19 protein-coding genes are annotated in these 19,262 nt (G+C 53.0%); 10 read left to right on the top strand and 9 right to left on the bottom strand.

Features of this window, described 5'->3' with window-relative positions:
- Positions 1 to 25: 25 nt before the first annotated feature.
- From IBT46_RS18460 to rimJ, 3 genes are read right to left on the bottom strand one after another with little or no spacing between them, the layout of a single operon-like run.
- Positions 26 to 949 (bottom strand): Gfo/Idh/MocA family protein, encoded by a 924-nt coding sequence (locus tag IBT46_RS18460; RefSeq protein ID WP_200546841.1) that lies wholly within the window; start codon positions 947 to 949, stop codon positions 26 to 28.
- Positions 950 to 1,603 (bottom strand): DUF480 domain-containing protein, encoded by a 654-nt coding sequence (locus tag IBT46_RS18455; RefSeq protein ID WP_200546840.1) that lies wholly within the window; start codon positions 1,601 to 1,603, stop codon positions 950 to 952. It lies immediately after the preceding gene.
- 7 nt (positions 1,604 to 1,610) lie between these two features.
- Entirely contained in the window at positions 1,611 to 2,204 is a 594-nt protein-coding gene (gene rimJ / locus IBT46_RS18450; RefSeq protein ID WP_105592822.1) for a ribosomal protein S5-alanine N-acetyltransferase, read from the bottom strand.
- 323 nt (positions 2,205 to 2,527) lie between these two features.
- Between rimJ and IBT46_RS18445 the strand changes: the two genes are divergently transcribed.
- From IBT46_RS18445 to solA, 6 genes are all read left to right on the top strand, one after another.
- A complete protein-coding gene (locus IBT46_RS18445; protein WP_105592823.1) occupies positions 2,528 to 3,091 on the top strand; it encodes a lipoprotein in 564 nt (187 codons plus the stop codon).
- A 139-nt stretch (positions 3,092 to 3,230) separates the two neighbouring features.
- Complete coding sequence (pyrC, locus tag IBT46_RS18440) at positions 3,231 to 4,283, top strand: dihydroorotase (RefSeq protein WP_200546839.1); 1,053 nt, start codon at positions 3,231 to 3,233, stop codon at positions 4,281 to 4,283.
- Positions 4,284 to 4,359: 76 nt separating this feature from the next.
- Positions 4,360 to 4,605 (top strand): DNA damage-inducible protein I, encoded by a 246-nt coding sequence (gene dinI / locus IBT46_RS18435; protein WP_105592825.1) that lies wholly within the window; start codon positions 4,360 to 4,362, stop codon positions 4,603 to 4,605.
- A gap of 121 nt (positions 4,606 to 4,726) precedes the next feature.
- Complete coding sequence (locus IBT46_RS18430; protein ID WP_105592826.1) at positions 4,727 to 5,002, top strand: hypothetical protein; 276 nt, start codon at positions 4,727 to 4,729, stop codon at positions 5,000 to 5,002.
- Between the two features lie 211 nt (positions 5,003 to 5,213).
- Positions 5,214 to 5,471: a biofilm formation regulator BssS gene (bssS, locus tag IBT46_RS18425; RefSeq protein WP_105592827.1), complete on the top strand. Its 258-nt coding sequence runs from the start codon at positions 5,214 to 5,216 to the stop codon at positions 5,469 to 5,471.
- A gap of 108 nt (positions 5,472 to 5,579) precedes the next feature.
- Positions 5,580 to 6,695, top strand: coding sequence for an N-methyl-L-tryptophan oxidase (gene solA, locus IBT46_RS18420; RefSeq protein WP_200546838.1), 1,116 nt, complete (start codon positions 5,580 to 5,582; stop codon positions 6,693 to 6,695).
- Positions 6,696 to 6,747: 52 nt separating this feature from the next.
- Here solA and proP read toward each other — a convergent pair whose 3' ends face one another.
- On the bottom strand, positions 6,748 to 8,226 hold the full coding sequence (gene proP / locus IBT46_RS18415; protein ID WP_200546837.1) for a glycine betaine/L-proline transporter ProP: 1,479 nt from the start codon (positions 8,224 to 8,226) through the stop codon (positions 6,748 to 6,750).
- 594 nt (positions 8,227 to 8,820) lie between these two features.
- Between proP and IBT46_RS18410 the strand changes: the two genes are divergently transcribed.
- A complete protein-coding gene (locus IBT46_RS18410) occupies positions 8,821 to 9,375 on the top strand; it encodes a cytochrome b (protein WP_200546836.1) in 555 nt (184 codons plus the stop codon).
- Between the two features lie 25 nt (positions 9,376 to 9,400).
- A complete protein-coding gene (locus tag IBT46_RS18405) occupies positions 9,401 to 9,973 on the top strand; it encodes a YceI family protein (protein ID WP_200546887.1) in 573 nt (190 codons plus the stop codon).
- A 51-nt stretch (positions 9,974 to 10,024) separates the two neighbouring features.
- Here the strand turns inward: IBT46_RS18405 and IBT46_RS18400 are convergent, their stop codons facing one another.
- Positions 10,025 to 11,071: a rhodanese-related sulfurtransferase gene (locus IBT46_RS18400; RefSeq protein ID WP_200546835.1), complete on the bottom strand. Its 1,047-nt coding sequence runs from the start codon at positions 11,069 to 11,071 to the stop codon at positions 10,025 to 10,027.
- Between the two features lie 444 nt (positions 11,072 to 11,515).
- Here IBT46_RS18400 and IBT46_RS18395 point away from each other — a divergent pair, with 444 nt between their 5' ends.
- Positions 11,516 to 12,436 carry a Kdo(2)-lipid IV(A) acyltransferase gene (locus IBT46_RS18395; protein ID WP_200546834.1) on the top strand — a complete coding sequence of 307 codons (921 nt, stop codon included), beginning with the start codon at positions 11,516 to 11,518 and terminating at the stop codon, positions 12,434 to 12,436.
- A gap of 66 nt (positions 12,437 to 12,502) precedes the next feature.
- Here IBT46_RS18395 and IBT46_RS18390 read toward each other — a convergent pair whose 3' ends face one another.
- The gene (locus IBT46_RS18390; protein WP_200546833.1) at positions 12,503 to 13,852 is read right to left on the bottom strand and encodes a carbohydrate porin; all 1,350 of its coding nucleotides are present in this window, start codon (positions 13,850 to 13,852) and stop codon (positions 12,503 to 12,505) included.
- Between the two features lie 292 nt (positions 13,853 to 14,144).
- On the opposite strand from IBT46_RS18390, the gene IBT46_RS18385 reads away from it, so the two are divergent.
- Entirely contained in the window at positions 14,145 to 14,543 is a 399-nt protein-coding gene (locus IBT46_RS18385; protein WP_105592833.1) for a MysB family protein, read from the top strand.
- Between the two features lie 26 nt (positions 14,544 to 14,569).
- Here the strand turns inward: IBT46_RS18385 and IBT46_RS18380 are convergent, their stop codons facing one another.
- The 3 genes from IBT46_RS18380 to IBT46_RS18370 form a co-directional block, all read right to left on the bottom strand.
- The gene (locus IBT46_RS18380; protein WP_200546832.1) at positions 14,570 to 14,803 is read right to left on the bottom strand and encodes a YceK/YidQ family lipoprotein; all 234 of its coding nucleotides are present in this window, start codon (positions 14,801 to 14,803) and stop codon (positions 14,570 to 14,572) included.
- A 171-nt stretch (positions 14,804 to 14,974) separates the two neighbouring features.
- Positions 14,975 to 17,515 (bottom strand): glucans biosynthesis glucosyltransferase MdoH, encoded by a 2,541-nt coding sequence (mdoH, locus tag IBT46_RS18375; RefSeq protein ID WP_200546831.1) that lies wholly within the window; start codon positions 17,513 to 17,515, stop codon positions 14,975 to 14,977.
- The gene (locus IBT46_RS18370) at positions 17,508 to 19,061 is read right to left on the bottom strand and encodes a glucan biosynthesis protein G (protein ID WP_234480194.1); all 1,554 of its coding nucleotides are present in this window, start codon (positions 19,059 to 19,061) and stop codon (positions 17,508 to 17,510) included. Before IBT46_RS18370 ends, mdoH begins: the two co-directional genes overlap by 8 nt.
- Positions 19,062 to 19,262: the final 201 nt, after the last annotated feature.

Raw genomic sequence — 19,262 nt, 5'->3', positions numbered from 1 at the left:
CGGGATGCGCGCAGAGTTAAGCTAATCAGCCGCGATCCGCGTCACGCCAGAGTTTTTCTACTAAACGCTGCGCGACCAGAGCCTGCTCACCGCTAATCTCCGGCATTGTCTGATTTTCAATGCTGCGGATAAAATGATGCGCGGCACCGGCAAAACCGCGCTGCTCCAGCGTGCTCTGCCAACCCGGAACCGGATCGATGACGATACGCCCCCCGCTCTCCTGCTGCCAGTCGCGCATATCGCCGATGCGGAATACCGCCCCGTCGTCCACCGCCTGTACCGTTTCCATCTGGCTACCGGCGCGGCGATGCATACTGGTGGTCACCTGGACATTGCCAACGCGAAAATGATGCTCGGCATACAGCAGCTGCCCCTGCGGATTGGTTTGCAGTACTCCGCTTTGCAGATCGCCATCCCCGCCCCCCAGCCAGAGCGCCGTATCCACCACGTGCAGGTAGTCATCCAGCAGGGTGAACAGCGCATCCTGCGGTCCTACGCTGTCGCTGCGATGTTTATCCATGCGTAATGAGGCAGGCAGAGAGAGTGCAGCGCGCAGCTGCAGGTAGCGCGGCGCAAATCGACGGTTAAAGGCCACCATCAGCTTACGGCCTCTCGACACGGCAAGTTCCACCAGCTGTTCTGCTTCGTCATAGGTGGCCGCCAGCGGTTTATCAACGCAGACGTCCACCCCGGCACGTAGCAGCATATCAACAATGCCAAAATGGCTGGCGGTACTGCTGTGTACAAAAACGGCATCGCTGACCGCGGCCAGATCGTTAAGGGAAGCCAGCAGCGGAATGCGATACGCGTCGCAGACCGGCCGCGCCTTTTGTTGATTGGGCGAATACGCGCCTGAAATCGTCCAGCCGTCAGTACGGGTAACCACCGGTAGCCAGGCTTTCTGCGCAATGCCGCCAAGGCCGACAATACCTACTCTTAGCGCGGCCATTTATTCACCGTCCCGGTTTTCAAGCAGTGCGGCCAGCTGCTGTTTCAGCTGTGCCACTTCCCGTTCCAGTTGATCCACGCGCGTACTCAGCCCTTCATCGGCAACTTCACTGTCGCCACCTGCCAGGCTGGCCTCATCCGGCTCTCCGCTGAAAAGATGCATATAGCGGCTTTCACGCTTGCCGGGTTCCCGCGCCAGGCGAACCACCAGCGCACCGCTTTCGCGCTTGCTCAGCCCTTCCAGCGTCTGTTCAACTTCCGCCATATCGCTAAATTCATGCATCCGCGAACTGCGAGTGCGCAGCTCACCGGGCGTCTGCGCCCCGCGCAGCAGTAACGTGGTAATCAGCGCCACTTCCGCCGAGCTGAATTTAAGCTGACCAAACTCAGAGTTACAGAAACGCTGCTCATATTTCACCACCCGGCTGCCAAAACCACTGATGGCCGTGAGCTGATGTTTTTTAACCAGCAGATCGAGGGTGTTTTGCACTTCGCTGTCGCTGAGCGTCATTACCGGTTCACGGTTAGATTTCTGATTGCAGGCGGTAACCACGCCGTTTAACGACATCGGATACTGGTCGGGGGTAGTGACCTGCTTCTCCAGCAGGCAGCCAACAACTCGCGCTTCAATCGCGCTGAAAGGGCTTTTAATCATGATAACGTTACGCTCCACGCCGTTCAGGCAGCCATTCGTGCCAGGTCAACGCCGTCAGGACATGATCCTGCCAGCGTCCGTCAATTAACAGATAGTCTTTGGCATAGCCTTCTTTTTCAAAGCCGAGGCGCGCCAGTAAATCGCCGCTACGCTGATTGTGCGGCATATAGTTCGCCATAATACGGTGCATACGCTGCTGACGCTGCATGTAGCGAATAGCGGTCTGCAGCGCTTCGAACATCATTCCCTGCCCCTGCCACTTTTCACCCAGAGAATAACCGAGATAACAGGCGTGAAACGATCCGCGCAGTACATTGCTAAAATTAGCCACGCCGCGGATTTCATTTTCATCCGGGTCCATCACCGCGAAATAGAAGGCGCTGCCCTGCTTTTGCATTTCCGCGATGAGTCCCAGCCGCGCCTGCCAGCCGGAGGGGTAACAATGGCTGTCATCCCGAACCGGCTCCCACGGTTTAAGGAAAGCCCGGTTCTCAGAATAGTAATCAGCCAGGCGCCAGGCATCACGCTCATGGACCAGCCGTACGACCAGCCGGTCAGTAGTCAGGCGCACTTTCGGCGCAGCGGTACGATAGCCAAACATCTTTTCTCCTGAAATCCGTGGCCGGGTCAATATTCTCACTTATCAGGCCGGTTGCATCTTAAGGTGCTGGCCTCGCTGTCTGCCACTATACCTGCCATCAGAATCCCGGGAAAATACTGACAACAAAAAATGTGTGAAACAAACATGAAAAATACAGACGAATAAGAACAGGGTTCACGGAGTATTTTCGAATAGCCCGACATATTCAGTTGTGATTTTCCCTGAGGGTAATCGGCTTTGTCCTGGTGACGAATCAGGCCACGTGGTGCATGCTATCCCTCTGGCCGGATTGGAAACTGCCGGTGTAATAACAGAGGATAATTATGAAGAAACGTTATTTTGGTCTGTGTGCCCTGCTGTTAGCAGGCTTGCTCACCGGTTGTAATCAGATTGCACAGTACAGTATCAGCGAGCAGGAAATTAATCAGGCGCTCGTTAAGCATAATAACTATGAAAAACAGATCGGCGTTCCTGGCCTGGTTGATGCGCATATTGTTCTCAACGATCTGAACAGTCAGATTGGTCGTGAAGAACCCAATAAAGTCACACTGACGGGAAATGCCAAAGTCAACATCAGCTCGCTTTTCGGCCCACAGCAGGCGGATATGAAGCTGAAAATGAAAGCGCAGCCTACCTTTGATGCCGCTGCGGGTGCCATCTATCTGAAGGATATGGAGCTGGTTGACGTTGAGGTGCAGCCGGAAAAAATGCAGGGTGTGCTAAAAACACTCACGCCTTATCTTAATGAATCGCTGAAAAACTACTTCAATCAGAAACCGGCGTATGTGTTAAGTACCGACCGCAGTAAAGCGGAATCGCTGGCCAAACGCTTTGCCAAAGGGCTGGAAGTGAAGCCTGGCGAGCTGGTGATCCCGTTCACTGACTGATGCCATGACGGTACGGAGCTTTTCCGTACCGTTTTTCACTTATCCGTCATAAACCTGGTGCATTCCCTTCGCTTTATCCCTATCCTTAGTACCCGGCCAAAACCTGCCATTACCTTTCTCTTTTGCCGGAGCACATCGCATGACCGCACAACCTCAGCAGTTAATTATTCGCCGCCCTGACGACTGGCACATCCATCTGCGCGATGGAGATATGCTGGAAGCGGTAGTGCCCTTTACCAGTGAGGTCTGTGGCCGCGCGATTGTGATGCCAAACCTGGTGCCGCCGGTGACCAGCGTCGACGCCGCCCGTGCCTACCGTGAGCGTATTCTGGCTGCGGTTCCTGCCGGGCACGCATTTACCCCGCTGATGACGTGCTATCTCACCGATGGCCTCGATCCTGATGAAATTGAAAAAGGTTTCCGCGAGGGCGTATTTACCGCCGCGAAACTTTATCCTGCGCATGCCACCACCAACTCGGCGCACGGCGTGACCAGCATCGCCACCATTGCGACCGTGCTGGAGCGGATGCAAAAAATCGGCATGCCGCTGCTGATCCACGGTGAAGTGACCGATGCCCATATTGATATCTTCGACCGCGAAGCGCGCTTTATCGAAACCGTGCTGCAACCGCTGCGCAAGCAGTTCCCCGAGCTGAAAGTCGTGTGTGAACATATCACCACCAAAGAAGCTGCCGCTTATGTCCTGGAAGGCAACGAGTTCCTTGGTGCCACTATTACCCCGCAACATCTGATGTTTAACCGCAATCACATGCTGGTCGGTGGCGTTCGCCCACACCTTTACTGCCTGCCGATTCTGAAGCGCAATATTCACCAGCAGGCTCTGCGTGATGCGGTCGCCAGCGGCAACCGTCGTTTCTTCCTCGGTACCGATACCGCTCCGCACACCCGCGATCGCAAAGAAGCCAGCTGCGGCTGTGCAGGGGTATTCAATGCGCCATCCATGCTGTCGGCCTACGCGACCGTGTTTGAAGAAATTGGCGCGCTGGATCACTTCGAGGCATTTTGCTCTGAAAATGGCCCGAACTTCTACGGCCTGCCGCTGAACGAGGGCACCATCACGCTGGAGCGCCAGCCGTGGACCGTGGCCGAAAGCGTTGCCGTGGGTAACGATGGCCACACCGTCATTCCGTTCCTTGCCGGTGAAACCCTGAACTGGCGCGTTAAGTCGTAAGCATTTTTTGCCGATCTGATGATTGCCTTCGGTTGAATTACTGTATATATTCACAGTAAATAAACCGGAGGCTCTCATGCGTGTAGAAGTCACTGTAGCAAAAACCACCTCACTGCCTGCTGGCGCGATTGAAGCGCTGACGCAGGAACTCAGCAAAAGAATTGATAAACAGTTTCCAGACGGCACCAATACTATTTCGGTGCGCTACGCCGGTGCCAATAACCTGACGGTGATGGGCGGCGGTAAAGAAGCTAAAGATCTCATTAGCGAAATTTTACAGGAAACCTGGGAAAGCGCCGACGACTGGTTTATTACCGACTAAGCCTTGCCCTTTAATATTGCCTTTCCGCGCGATCGTAGCCATCCAGGGGATAGACGACTTTCAAATTATCCCCTACTCTGAATCACTCATACCGCCGTTGTTTATTACCGAGGTGTCGCTCATGCCCCATGACCATCCTGAACAGGCAATGACTTTTGGTGAGCTTCTGGAAGTGATAGGCGAGCAGCAGCGCCGCCTTACCGTGTTGGAAAACGCCTTCTCCTGGCTGACTTTCTGTCTGGATGACAAGGCTAACCAGCTGTTAATACACAGTCTACGGCTGGAAGGGCAAAATCAGAATCGCGACGAGCAGCTGCAAAAGCACTTTATCAGCTTTGCCGATGATATCGAAAAACGGCTCGGTTTTTCTGCGACACCACCGGACACCCACGAGTGAGAAAATTCTGGTTTAATAACCGGAGTGACTATTTTTCACCCACGCCTGTACAATTAACGCTCAAATCACGCTCTGCTGTTTACCGGTAAAAAATATAATTCTGTCATACTAAAAGTGCTGTTATAATTACAAAGCTGTAATAAAGAAGCCGCATTGAACCTCGATAAATAACTTCGTTGTCATCATTAACACGAGTAAAAAGGGGGTTATAATGGACAGAAATAACAAAGATGTCATCCAGACACATCCCCTCATCGGGTGGGATATCAGTACAGTAGACAGCTACGATGCAATGATGATTCGTCTGCATTCCCTGTCCTCCAACGAGCAACACAGTGATGAAGCAGAAGTCGGCCAGACCTATTGGCTGACCACAGATGTCGCTCGCCAGTTTATTTCCATCCTTGAAGCTGGCATTGCCAAGATCGAAGCGACCGATTACCAGGACCGCGATTACAAGAAACACTGATCTTCAATCTGTTCCACATCGACAGGCACCCCATTGGGTGCCTTTTTCATGCCCGCAATAATTTGTTATTCTGCACGGAATAGTGTTCCAACCAGAGGCCGGGTAAAAATGGTTTACGATTTAATTGTGGTGGGCAGTGGTTCCGTTGGGGCCGCCGCCGGGTGGTATGCAACACGTGCCGGACTGAAAGTGCTAATGATTGACCGTGCCCATCCCCCCCACACGGCAGGAAGCCACCATGGAGAAACCCGTCTGATTCGCCATGCCTATGGCGAAGGCGCTCGCTATGTGCCGATGGTGCTTCACGCCCAGCAGCTGTGGGACGCACTGGAGAAAGAGTGTGGCGAACAGATTATGCATCGCAGCGGCGTGCTGAATCTTGGTCCGGAAAACGCCGAATTCATCCAGAACGTGATAAGCAGCGCACACGAGTTTAACCTTGAAGTGCAGGTCCTGCGGGGTGAAGAAATAAGCTCCCGCTGGCCGCAGATCAGCGTGCCTGAGGGCTATATTGGCGTATTTGAGCCGCGTTCCGGCTATCTGAAATCCGAACTCGCCATTAAAAACTATATCCGTCTGGCAAAAGAAGCGGGCTGCGCCCAGCTATTTAACTGTGAAGTCAGCGCGATCGATGAGCAGGATGGCTTGCAGACGGTGACGACGCCTGAAGGCGTCTATCAGGCGCGTAAGCTGCTGTTGAGCGCGGGAACCTGGGTCAAAACGCTCTATCCTTCTCTGCCAGTGACCCCGGTACGTAAAGTGTTTGCCTGGCACCAGGCAGATGGCCGGTACAGTGAGAACAACAAGTTCCCGGCGTTTACCGCCGAAATGCCGGACGGCATTCACTATTACGGCTTCCCGGCAGACAACAATGCCATCAAAATTGGCAAACACGAAGGTGGACAGCCGATTGATACTCCTGAACAGCGCAAACCCTTTGGCAGCGTCGCGGAAGACGGCAGCGAACTGTTTGGCTTTTTACGCCAGTTCCTGCCGGGCGTTGGCGTTTGCCTGCGCGGAGAGTCCTGTACCTATGACAACTCGCCGGATGAGGATTTCATCATTGATACCTTCTCCGCTCACCCTGACAGGATGATTATCACCGGCCTGAGCGGGCACGGCTTTAAGTTCGTCAGCGTGCTGGGCGAGATTGCCGCACAGTTTGCCGCCGGTAAAAGCAGCGAGTTTGATTTAACGCCGTTCAGCCTTACCCGTTTTTCCTAAAAAAAACGGCTCAATTCTGAGCCGTTTTTATTTGCATAGTTTCTGCTGAACATTACTTCTTGATTTCGCTCGCCAGCGCTTTCTGACTACGCAGGCGCAGCTTATTGACCAGACGATGCGCCTCGGCACGGCTGCCAACCGAAGGGGCAGAACCGCGCAGCGGCTTACGTGCCGTTTCGCGCAGGGTGAAGACGGTAATCACACCAATCGCACCGGCTCCCATCAGGTAGTATGCCGGCATTAGCAGATTACCGGTTTTCTCCACCAGCCAGGTGGTGACCAGCGGAGTGGTACCGCCGAACAGCGAAACCGAGAGGTTAAAACCAATCGCCAGCGCACTGTAGCGAATATCGGTGGCAAAGAGTGCAGGTAGCGTGGCCGGCATTGAACCGCTGAAGCAGGTATGCAGCGCACCGAGAATAATCAATCCGAGGAAGACCAGCAGCATATTCCCCGTGCCTATTAACATCATGCAGGGGATCGCCAACAGGATCAGGCCAACCGCACCGCCCCAGATAACCGGACGACGACCTAGGCGATCGTTCCAGTGCCCCCAGAATAGCGTCAGCGGCATCATGACAAACATCACCACCAGAATAAGCAGCAGGCTGCTTAACTCGCTCAGACCGAGTATGCCGGTCAGATAGCTCGGCATATATGAGGTCAGCATATAGTTTGAGACGTTAAACAGCAGCACCAGGCCAATACACTTCAGCATCTGCGCTCTATAAGTCTTCAACATCGCCCACAGCCCCATCTGCGGTTTGCTATGTTCAAGCTGCTCCTGTTTTTCCATATGCTTCTGAAACGCCGGAGTCTCTTCCAGCTTTAGTCGGATATAGAGGCCAAACAGTCCCAGCGGCGCCGCGATAAAGAACGGGATGCGCCAGCCCCAGTCGAGCATTGCCTGCTCAGGCATCGCCGCTGTCAGGCAGGTTACCAACCCAGCTCCCAGCAGATAACCGCCGAGCGTACCGAACTCCAGCCAGCTGCCCATAAATCCACGGCGCTCATCGGTAGAATATTCCGCGATAAAAGTAGCCGCACCGCCGTACTCGCCACCGGTAGAGAAGCCCTGCAGCAAACGTGCCAGCAGCAGCAGCACCGGAGCATAGATGCCGATTGAGGCATACCCGGGGATCAGGCCGATACAGAATGTGCCAATCGACATCAAAATCATAGTCAGTGCCAGTACTTTCTGGCGGCCAATGCGATCGCCCAACGGGCCGAACACTAAGCCTCCCAGAGGCCGAACCAGAAATGCCGCAGCAAACGCGCCAAATGTGGCTAACAGCTGAGCGGCAGGGCTACCGCCGGGGAAGAAGACCTTACCTATGGTTACGGCAAGATAGCTATAGACGCCAAAATCAAACCACTCCATGGCATTACCTAGTGCAGCCGCACCCACGGCGCGCTTAAGCATGTCTTTATCGACGATGGTAATGTCGTCAACACTCAGCTCTTTTTTAGCTGATTTTTTTTGCCAGAAATGTTTTTTTTGCGATGCATTGTGATCGGATAAGTTGCTCATAGCGCTCCCTGTCACGCAGTAGATTGAGCAGCCTTATAGCTTTCGTCGCCAGATCGAGCAGGAATACATAAAGGGGAAGAAAGCTATAACGCAGCGAAATGTGAGATGACGATAAGCAACGAATACCCCCTGGCACCCTTGCTTACGTATCTTTAATGTATACAAAATTCCGATATCTTTCAAATTAACCGCATTTTAAGCCAAATCACATAAAGTTAGTGTGACTAACAAATATCGAAATATCACTTCCTGGTTTTTTTCACTGGCGAAATAATCCATAAGAGAAAAAAATTAGCATTCCTAATGTATTTTTATCGGCATGGATTGACAAAAAATGACATTAAATTGACATTAATAGATAAAACAAACAAAAAAATAGAATGTGTTTTTTTTATGCGAAACTGCCCAACACCCTACCATAAAGCCATTCACACATCGCTTACCCAGAAAAATAATCTGGTTTATTGAGTGTATTTTGCAATTAACATTCAAATATTTTCACATAATTATTTATTTCGTCATTATATGAAAATAGCTATTGATTTTAACCTTTCACCTGGCCAGTCTTAACAAAAAAATGACAACCGGTGAATTATGCAGTGGAAAAATAGCGTTACCCGTTATGGCTCTTTGAGCATCAGTCTGCACTGGCTGGTGGCCATCGCTGTCTATGGTATGTTCGCCCTCGGACTCTGGATGGTGACGCTCGGCTATTACGATACCTGGTATCACAAAGCACCTGAGCTGCATAAAAGTATCGGTATGGTGCTGTTCGCCGTAATGCTGGTCCGCGTGGCGTGGCGTTTTATCTCCCCACCGCCAAAACCACTCAGCAGCTACTCGCCTCTCACCCGCTATAGCGCGATCGCAGCGCACCTCCTTCTGTATGGTGTGCTGTTTGCTATTTTGTTTAGCGGCTATCTGATCTCTACCGCTGAAGGAAAACCGATTAACGTCTTCGGCGTGGTTCCCGTCCCTGCTGCGTTTTCCGACCTCGGTGAACAGGCGGACCTGGCCGGAGATATCCATCTTTGGCTGGCCTGGGGGGTGGTTATCCTGTCAGGGCTTCACGGGTTTGCCGCACTTAAGCACCACTTTATTGATAAAGATATTACGTTGAAACGGATGCTGGGTTCCCGCATCGATTAACCTTTGGAAAAGGAGAAGTCTCGTGTTGAAGAATACTATTCTGGGATTAACCACCGCCGCACTGCTGATGACCGCCGGTACTGCCGCAGCGGCTGATTATAAAATTGATAAAGAAGGCCAGCACGCCTTCGTTCAGTTCCGCATTAAGCACCTTGGCTACAGCTGGCTGTACGGCAGCTTTAAAGATTTCGATGGGGGATTCACCTACGATCAGGCCGATCCGTCCAAAGATAAAGTCAACGTAACGATCAATACCGGCAGCGTCGATACCAACCATGCCGAGCGCGATAAACACCTGCGCAGTGCCGATTTCCTTAATGCCAGTAAATTCCCGCAGGCGACCTTCACCTCAACCGGCGTAACGAAAAACGGCGATGCCCTGAACGTGGACGGTAATCTGACGCTGAACGGCGTGACTAAGCCGGTGAAGCTTGAAGCGAAGCTGACTGGAGAAGGTAAAGATCCGTGGGGCGGCGAGCGAGCAGGCTTTGAGGCAACCGGCAAATTTGCGCTGAAAGATTTTAATATCAAATCCGATTTAGGCCCGGCTTCGCAGGAAGTTGAGTTGATTATTTCCGTTGAGGGCGTGCGTCAGTAAGCACGGAGATCGCCACCTTCCCCGCCGGGGAAGGTGGTGTTTCACTGAATATTACTCTTCAGGAATATGCATCGTAGTACTGAGCAGACCACGCGATTTATTAAAGATTTTGTTGCCATTCTCACGGCCGGCACGGCGGGAACGCTGCTCTTCAGGCGACAGCGCCAGCTCTTCCATGCAAATCGGGCTACAGCAGTGATTAAATTTCTCTGCGCAGCTCGAGCACTGGATAAACAGCAGATGACATCCGTCGTTCAGGCAGTTCACGTGCGTATCGCACGGTGCGCCGCACTGGTGGCAGTTGGCAATCACATCATCTGAGATACGCTCCCCCATACGCTCGTCAAAGACAAAGTTTTTGCCCTTAAAACGAACCGGTAGCCCCTGCTCACGGGCACGACGCGCGTACTCAATGATACCGCCTTCAATGTGATAAACGTTCTCAAAGCCGTTGTGGCGCATCCACGCACTGGCCTTTTCACAGCGAATTCCGCCCGTGCAGTACATCACGATTTTTTTGTCTTTGTCCTGCTGCAGCATATCCACGGCCATCGGCAGCTGATCGCGGAAGGTATCCGCCGGGATTTCCATCGCGTTGTCGAAGTGACCCACTTCGTATTCATAATGGTTACGCATATCAACGAAAACGGCTTCCGGATCGTCAAGCATGGCATTCACTTCCGCCGCTTTCAGATAGGCGCCCACGTCGCTGGCGTCAAAAGTATCATCGGTAATACCATCGGCAACGATGCGCTCGCGAACTTTAAGGCGCAGCACCCAGAAGGATTTACCGTCGTCATCCAGTGCAATGTTCATGCGCAGATTATTCAACTGTGCATGGAACGCATACAGCGTGGATTTCATAGTTTCGTACTGGCTGGCCGGAACGCTGATCTGAGCGTTGATGCCTTCAGCGGCGACATAAACACGGCCAAAAACCTTCAGTTTGGTCAGCGCAACATAAAGCGCGTCACGGAAGGCTTTTGGGTCGTCAATGTTGAAATACTTATAGAAAGATACTGTGGTACGCGGCTCGGTTTCAGCCAGCATGCGTGCCTTCAGCTCTTCATTGGAAACAAGGTTATGTAACACTGGCATGGTGTTCGTTCCTGAATTCTGAATGAGAGAAATTTTTGCGGCGCTATCATACCTGAATTACAGCGAATTGCACTGCCCGCTGTTGTCCCTGTACAGCTCCCAGGTTCCCGATACCTCATCGACTTTCCAAGTCTATTCAGTCGGATAAAAGTCCATCACGTAAAGTTCAGTGCCAGGAAAAAACCGCAGACACATGCTATGATCTCATTCAGGCGGGAATGGTGTCAGCCATTTTCGGCCTGTGGGGAGCCATGTAACTCAGGCATTGGGAGTGAGATTACTGGAAAATATTAACTATCATTAACGGGATTAGTGACTGGTTTTTCGAATAAAAATCACTCAAACGGCGCGTTATTTCGCAGGATATACAATAAATGGCACAATAGGCCATAAATAAACCCCTATGGACAGGATAACATTTCCCCCTTTACGATCTGGAAACTCATGACTCAGCTGCCCCAATTTAGCCGCGCATTGCTGCATCCTCGTTATTGGTTTACCTGGTTGGGTATTGCCCTGCTTTATCTTCTGGTCCTGTTACCCTACCCGGTGCTCTATTATATCGGCTGCGGTCTTGGGCGACTTTCAATGCGCTTTCTTAAACGCCGCGTTAGCGTCGCCAGACGTAATCTTGAACTTTGCTTTCCGGAGATGCCCGTAGCTGAACGTGAAGCGATGGTAGTCCGTAATTTTGAGTCACTGGGAATGGGGCTGATAGAGACCGGCATGGCCTGGTTCTGGCCGGACTGGCGGGTAAGCCGCTGGTTTCAGGTCAGCGGGCTTGAACACATCGCCAAAGCCGCAACCGACAAAAAAGGGGTGCTGCTGATCGGCATGCATTTCCTGACGCTGGAGCTGGGCGCGCGCATTTTCGGTATCCATAACCCCGGTATTGGCGTTTATCGCCCGAATGACAACGCGCTGCTGGACTGGCTGCAAACCTGGGGACGTATGCGTTCAAACAAGAGCATGCTGGACCGCAAAGATCTTAAGGGAATGATTCGCGCGCTGAAAAATGGCGACATCATCTGGTATGCGCCGGACCACGATTACGGCCCAAAAAGCAGCGTGTTTGTTCCCTTTTTTGCCGTGGAGCAGGCCGCCTCAACGAAAGGCAGCTATCTGTTAATCCGCAGCGGTAATCCGGCGGTCATTCCTTTCGTACCTCGCCGTCTGCCGTCCGGGAAAGGTTATGAGATGGTGATCCTGCCGGAAGAACTGGATATCCCCCTGGAAAATGAAAGCGCCACCGCCGCACGGATGAACAAGATTGTGGAGCACGGCGTGCTGATGGCCCCCGAGCAGTATATGTGGCTGCACCGCCGTTTTAAAACTCGCCCGGAAGGCGAGCCTTCACTTTACTGACCTGTCGCGTTTTTCCTGCCAGACCGCGTTGCCGGGCTGGCAGGAACGCCTCAAACCGCTATCTATTTAGAACGTAATGTCCCCGGCAATACCGCCAACAAACGCGTCCTGCACCTGATCAACACCGCCCGGTTTAGTAATTAGCTGTAAGTTAGGCCGAATGCTGAGCCAGCGCGTTGCTTTCACATTGTAATAGACCTCATAGTTCCACTCCGATCCTTGCTGCAGCGGCATATAGGACATATCGTGGTAGTCGCTGACGCCCTTGCCCTGGTTCTGCTCATTGCGCATCTTCGCGTAGTCGTGGTTAACGTGGATACGCGCCATGCCGATACCCATTTCATCCTTCGGACGCGCATCGAACGGCCCGGCCCAGGTTAAGGCGAGCGACTGGTAGTTATCCAGTTTTGAGGTTCGGTGATCGTTCATGATGTACTGAAAGTTAATGCCGAGACCACGAGTATTATCGCCGCCGGTCGCGGTAAGCCGTTGTTCAGCGAGCAGATAGCCGCCGTAGGCATGGTTTCTCTTGCCGTATTTTCCGTCATGCCAGCTGCTGTAATTACCGCCGCTGGTTGAGCTGTAATAGCCCCCCAGACGATAGTTACCCTGGAGTCCGTCAGCCCCCAGTTTCGGCTGCCAGCCGAGCTCCATCGGCACCAGATTTCCCTCGCCGTGGCGCATATCGAAACGGAAGCCGTTGGCTTTGGTATTGTTGACCTTGTTCTGATTATAAATACCAACTTGCAGGTAAAGATCTTCTGGCAGATTCAGTTTCACCCTTCCGCCCCACTGTGATATCGGGGCGTTAAACCAGCGGTCGTTACGCCAGTGCCCGGGCTGTCCGCTCCCCATCGCCCAGTTCTGGAACATCCCCAGTTTTGCCGTATCAAAGTCTTCGTTGGTGGTGACGCGCCCCAGTTTTACGTCCAGCCAGTTATTAAACAGGCTTTGATTTAACCAGAACTGCGTCAGGCGCAGATAATCACCACGCGCGGAGATACCCTGCACGTTGGATAAACCACCGGTGCGCGGATCGTTAATATGAGAGGTTAAATTTTGTCCGGTTCGATTGGTGATTGTGGCCTGGAAGGTCCCCCCCTGCCAGTTCAATAATTTATCCAGATCGAGCGTGCTGCCAAAAGTCCACTGGTCGGCATAACGCATGGTGGTTGCCGTACGATATCCCCCCGCCAGGTTCGCGGCGGATTGCATGGTATAGCCCACCTGAAAATCTACGCCGTCATCGGCCAGTTTCTGGCGATAGCCGCCCCAGTCCCCCATGAGCCAGGGAGAGTCCAGCGAAAATGGCGGGGTATCAGCAAGTGCGGAAAATGAAACCAGTACCAGTCCCAGAGGTAGCAGTCCGGCTTTTTTCTTTTGCCAGGGTTTACGCGTGGTTAAATTCCTTGCCATATCAGTCATCCTTAAATAGTGAAAGTTCGGGGCGGCAGGCCGCCTGGCGGCACATCACTGTGTGCGGCGCTAATTAACCACTTCTCAGGCATTTTCCTTTATTTAAATCGTGCGCCCGGCCGATAAACCGCACAGAGTCGCGTAGACATCGATGCCTGCGGATGCAGATAACTGCGCTACAGCAACGCCATCAGCACATCTGGCAAAAATTTCCTCGCCGGCTCCTTGCATCTTGAAGCACAGCGACAACACTTAACGATGTTTTTACCTATACGCCAGCAAGGAGAAGTACATGACCCTTTATGCAACCCTGGAAGAAGCCATTGACGCCGCTCGCGAAGAGTATCTTGCCGCGAATCCTGAAGTGATTGAGGAAGAAGCGTCCGTTGAACAGTTCGCGATGCAGAAATACGTGATGCAGGATGGCGACATCATGTGGCAGGTGGAGTTTTTCACCAACGAAGGTGATGAAGGAGAATGCCTGCCGCTGCGAAGCGGTGAGGCGGCGCAGGCAATTTTTGACGGTGACTTCGACGAGATCGAACTCCGCCAGGAGTGGCTGGCTGAAAATACCCTGCACGAGTGGGATGAAGGTGAATTTCAGCTGGTGCCACCGGAAGGCAGTGAAGAAGCCGACGCCGCTGCCGATGAGTGGGAGGATGATAACAGTGAGTCCGACCGCTGGGCATAAACCCCGATTCAGCCGGAGGGTGATTTTTATTCGTAGGGTCCGTGCTTAGCATCTACCGGCAGCAACAACGTATCCACAACCAGTGACAGCGGCAGATCGATAATAGTCAGAAATCGCCAGGGCGTATCCCGAACGTCCCACTGTACCCCCGGATAATACTGATTGCCGTGTCCCTGTCCGGGCACGGCTCTGCTGATAATGCTGCCGCAGCCGCTCAGTAGCAGCACGCACAAACCAACCGTTAAACTACGTAAGAACATACTTATCACATCACACTTTAGGATAAAAAACGCACTATTCTACCCGCAGTTCTGCGCCACACCATAGCCGACAGTGAAAATTATGCGTAAATACTCGGATAGCCAGCGAAAAAAACCGGGACACTGTCCCGGCTTTCTGATGCAGTACCCGTTAAGGCGCAATACAATCAATTACTTCGCATTATTTAACGCCAGTGGATTGAGCGGCAGCGAGTGGTAATGATCCAGCCAGTCGTGATACTTATCCGCATTCTGCCACAGGCAATAATGCATACGCGAAAGCGTAACCGGGTCACTCAGCAGCGCAAGGCGGCTGTCACGATCCAGCTTAGCCGGCGACTGGCTGAGTGCCTGCTCAACGCGACGGTCACGGGCATAGTCGAGAATATCGCTTTTCAGGTGGCGAGACGTTGCCATCGCACTAGCCAGTGCGTTAAACGACGGGTGGAACATCGCATGCATAAAGCCGTTATCCAGCGCACGCTCACGATTCAGCTCCACGTAGCGATCGGTATCCAGCAGTTCCTGCGGCGGCTGATACTCTTCCGGAATAAGGAACAGTTTACCGCGCTTCGACGCCTGACCAAGCGTACGACGGCTGGACCATACTGAAACAAACGGCGACAGGATCAACGAGAAGACAATCGGAGACAGCCACCAAAGGAAGTTCAGATCCAGCCAGCCCATACCACCGGCCCAAACCAGGCCGAGCAGCATCTGCGAACCATGGCGCTTAAAGGCTTCGCTCCACGGCGTTGCATCATCATCACGCTGCGGTGAATTCCACACCACTTCCCAGCCGAGGAATGCACTGACCACAAACACCGTATGGAACAGCATACGCACCGGTGCCAGCAGCACAGAGAACAGCATCTCCAGGAACAGCGATACCAGCACGCGCAGGGCTCCACCGTAAGGTTTCGCGCCCTTGCACCACACCAGCACTACGCTCAGCAGCTTCGGCAGGAACAGTAGCACCAACGTGGTCGAGAATAGCGCGATGGCCAGCTCAGGACGCCACTGCGGCCAGACAGGGAATAGCTGCCTTGGCTGCAGGAAGTACTGCGGTTCCATCAGTGTGTGAACCACCTGAAGCGCCGTTGACAGTGCAAGGAACATAAACCACAGCGGCGCGGAGAGATAGGACATCACACCGGTCAGGAATACCGCACGGTGTACCGGGTGCATACCTTTAACCAGGAACAGGCGGAAGTTCATCAGGTTACCGTGGCACCAGCGGCGGTCACGCTTCAGCTCATCAAGCAGGTTTGGCGGCAGCTCTTCATAAGAACCCGGGAGATCGTAAGCGATCCAGACTCCCCAGCCCGCACGGCGCATCAGCGCAGCTTCAACGAAGTCATGGGACAGGATCGAACCGGCAAAGGAGCCCTCGCCCGGCAGCGGAGCCAGCGCACAGTGTTCAATAAACGGCTTAACGCGGATAATGGCGTTATGGCCCCAATAGTGCGACTCACCCAACTGCCAGAAGTGCAGACCGGCAGTAAACAGCGGACCGTAAACACGGGTAGCAAACTGCTGGCAGCGCGCATAGAGCGTATCCATACCGGAAGCCTTCGGCGAAGACTGGATAATACCAGCGTTCGGGTTAGCTTCCATCATCCGCACCAGGCCATTAAGGCACTCGCCACTCATCACACTGTCGGCGTCCAGTACGACCATGTAGCTGTACTGGCTGCCCCAGCGGCGGCAGAAGTCATCGATGTTACCGGATTTGCGCTTCACACGGCGGCGGCGGCGGCGATAGAAAATACGCCCCTCCCCTCCGACGTCACGCACCAGTTCCATCCACGCCTTTTGCTCGGCCATGCAAATGTCCGGATTGTAGCTGTCGCTCAGAATATAGACGTCGTAATGCTGCTGTTCTCCGGAACGCACCACCGATTCCCAGGTCGCGCGCAGACCGGCGAAGACGCGTTCCACATCCTCATTACAAATCGGCATAATCAGCGCGGTACGGTGTTCCGGGTTGATCGGTTCGTCGCCGGTGGTCTTGTACGAAATACTGTACTTGTCCTTGCCGATTAACAGCTGCAGGAAGCCCATCAATGCGGTCCAGAAACCTGCCGAAACCCAACAGAACAGGATGGCAAACAGGAACAGAATCCCGGTTTGCAGCACATACGGCAGGATCTGCAGCAGAGACTGCTGCCAGTTCTGATTGATCATATCCATAGGATCGATCAGCGCCCAGCCCTGGTAAGGCAGAATGGTCTTCATATACCAGGTCGCAATCACCGTCTGGAAAACGGTGAGGAACAGCAAAATGTAGCGACGAATGGAACCAACATAGCGCCAGTTATCTTCGCTCTTCTGCTCTTCTTTAGTGGCATAGCGATGGGTACTTTTGCGCCCGCGCAGCGAGTCCCACGCTCTGGCAACCGGGTTAGTACGCCACTCTTCAGGATACATCGAAGAGCGAGTATGCGGCGGCATCGCCTTGAGCGTAGTACGGTTAAGGGCATCCCGATCGAACTGACGGCCTTCATCAATTGACTCCGGCCAGCTCATCTCAACACGTGCCTTTACCGACTGCTGAGGTGCGTCGTCGGGACGGATTTCAGACGGAGCTTCACCCGCCAGATCAAAATGCAGCTGGCTGAAGCTCTCTTCACCACGCAGTTCCCCCTGCCGTTCAGGGGGAAGCGGCAGCGCGTCAATGTATTCAACGGGTATCACAGTTGTCTTATTCATTGGCAGGCAGCTGATAGCTCCAGGTTTCTGTCAGCGTCTTATCACCGTTAACCAGTGCAGCACGCATTTCAGTCGGCTGTTTATTGTCTTTCACTCGCAGACGCATCACCAGACGCCAGCCTTTGGTGACCGGGTTATAGCGGACGCTGTTCTCAACCAGCTCACCGTTATTACCGATACTCACCTGCGGAGTGACCGGTGTATCCTGAGCCAGTTTGCTCATTTCCGGGCCGACAAAGTCAACAATAAAGGCAACGGTGCCGTCCGGCTGGCGTACCAGATTAGACTGCTTAACATCGCCAGTAGAGCGCAGCGTATCTTTCACGTAGGCCGTTTCCGGCGAATGCAGAAGATTTTCATCGCGGGTGAAGTGCAGGCGGTAGGAGAAGTTCATCTCTTTACCCGCTTCCGGCAGGCTTTCCGGGCTCCAGAACGCCACGATGTTGTCGTTCGTTTCATCGGTGGTTGGGATCTCCACCAGCTCGATGCGGCCTTTACCCCAGTCGCCTTTTGGCTCAATCCAGCCGCTTGGGCGAAGATCGTAGCGATCGTCCAGATCCTGGTACTGGTTGAAATCACGCCCACGCTGCAGCAGACCGAATCCGCGTGGATTCTCCACGGTGAAGGTGCTGACGGCAAGGTGACGAGGATTGTTCAGCGGACGCCAGATCCATTCACCATTACCGGCATGAATCGACAGGCCGTTCGAGTCGTGCAGCTCTTTACGATAGTTGGTCACCGGCGACGGCTGATTTGCACCGAAGAGGTACATGCTGGTCAGCGGCGCAATGCCCAGTTTACCCACTTTGTCGCGCAGATAGACTTTGGAAGTGACATCAACAGTGCTGTCTTTACCTGGAGAGATCAGGAAACGATAGGCACCGGTCGCACGCGGTGAGTCCAGCAGCGCATAGATAACCAGATGCTTGTCCTGCGGTTTAGGACGCTCAATCCAGAACTCCTTAAAGCGCGGGAACTCTTCACCGGAAGGCAGTGCGGTATCAATCGCCAGACCGCGTGCGGACAGGCCGTAGACCTGGCCCGCGCCGATAACACGGAAATAGCTCGCTCCGAGGAAACTGCTGATCTCGTCTTTCTTATCTTTACTGTTTAACGGATACAGAACCTTAAATCCGGCAAACCCGAGATTTTTCACCGTATCCGAATCGTGCGGCACATTGCCAAAATTGAAATAGTCCGGGGAATATTTAATGGCGCGAACGCTGTTGGCGGTCACTTCATTGAGTTTGACCGGCAAATCGAAATACATGCCCTGGTGATAGAACTCAAGCTTAAAGGGTGTCTTCAGCTTACCCCAGTAGGCTTTATCATGATTGAACTGAATCTGCTGATAGTCGGCATATTTCATATCCCGCAGCTGAGAAGGCAGATTACTCTTCGGCGCTTCGTAACCTTTACCGGCCAAATCCTTTGCCTGTTTTGCAACATCGTCAATGCTAAACGCCCATACCGAATTGGCATACATCGCAAGCAAAACCGCAGCACCAACCCAACGTAGCTGCATAAGTTTTGGTTTTTTGTTCATTTTAATCAGCACAACCCCCCCTTTACGGGTGCGAAAATCAATCCTAAACATCTTAATGGATAATTAAGCATTCCGACAGCCTGACCGCGTTTTTGTTCCACTATTCCGAACGCGCAAGCGTCGTATTCTCAAGTGGTTAGCGGATACAGATTCGACTGATAGTATACCTGTGTTTACTCTATTAGAGTAAGCGGCAAGCTT

This window comes from Erwinia sp. S38, assembly GCF_016624545.1.
Classification (GTDB): domain Bacteria; phylum Pseudomonadota; class Gammaproteobacteria; order Enterobacterales; family Enterobacteriaceae; genus Erwinia; species Erwinia coffeiphila.
Note: the sequence above shows the minus strand (reverse complement) of the source record. Positions and strands in the feature narration are given on the sequence as shown.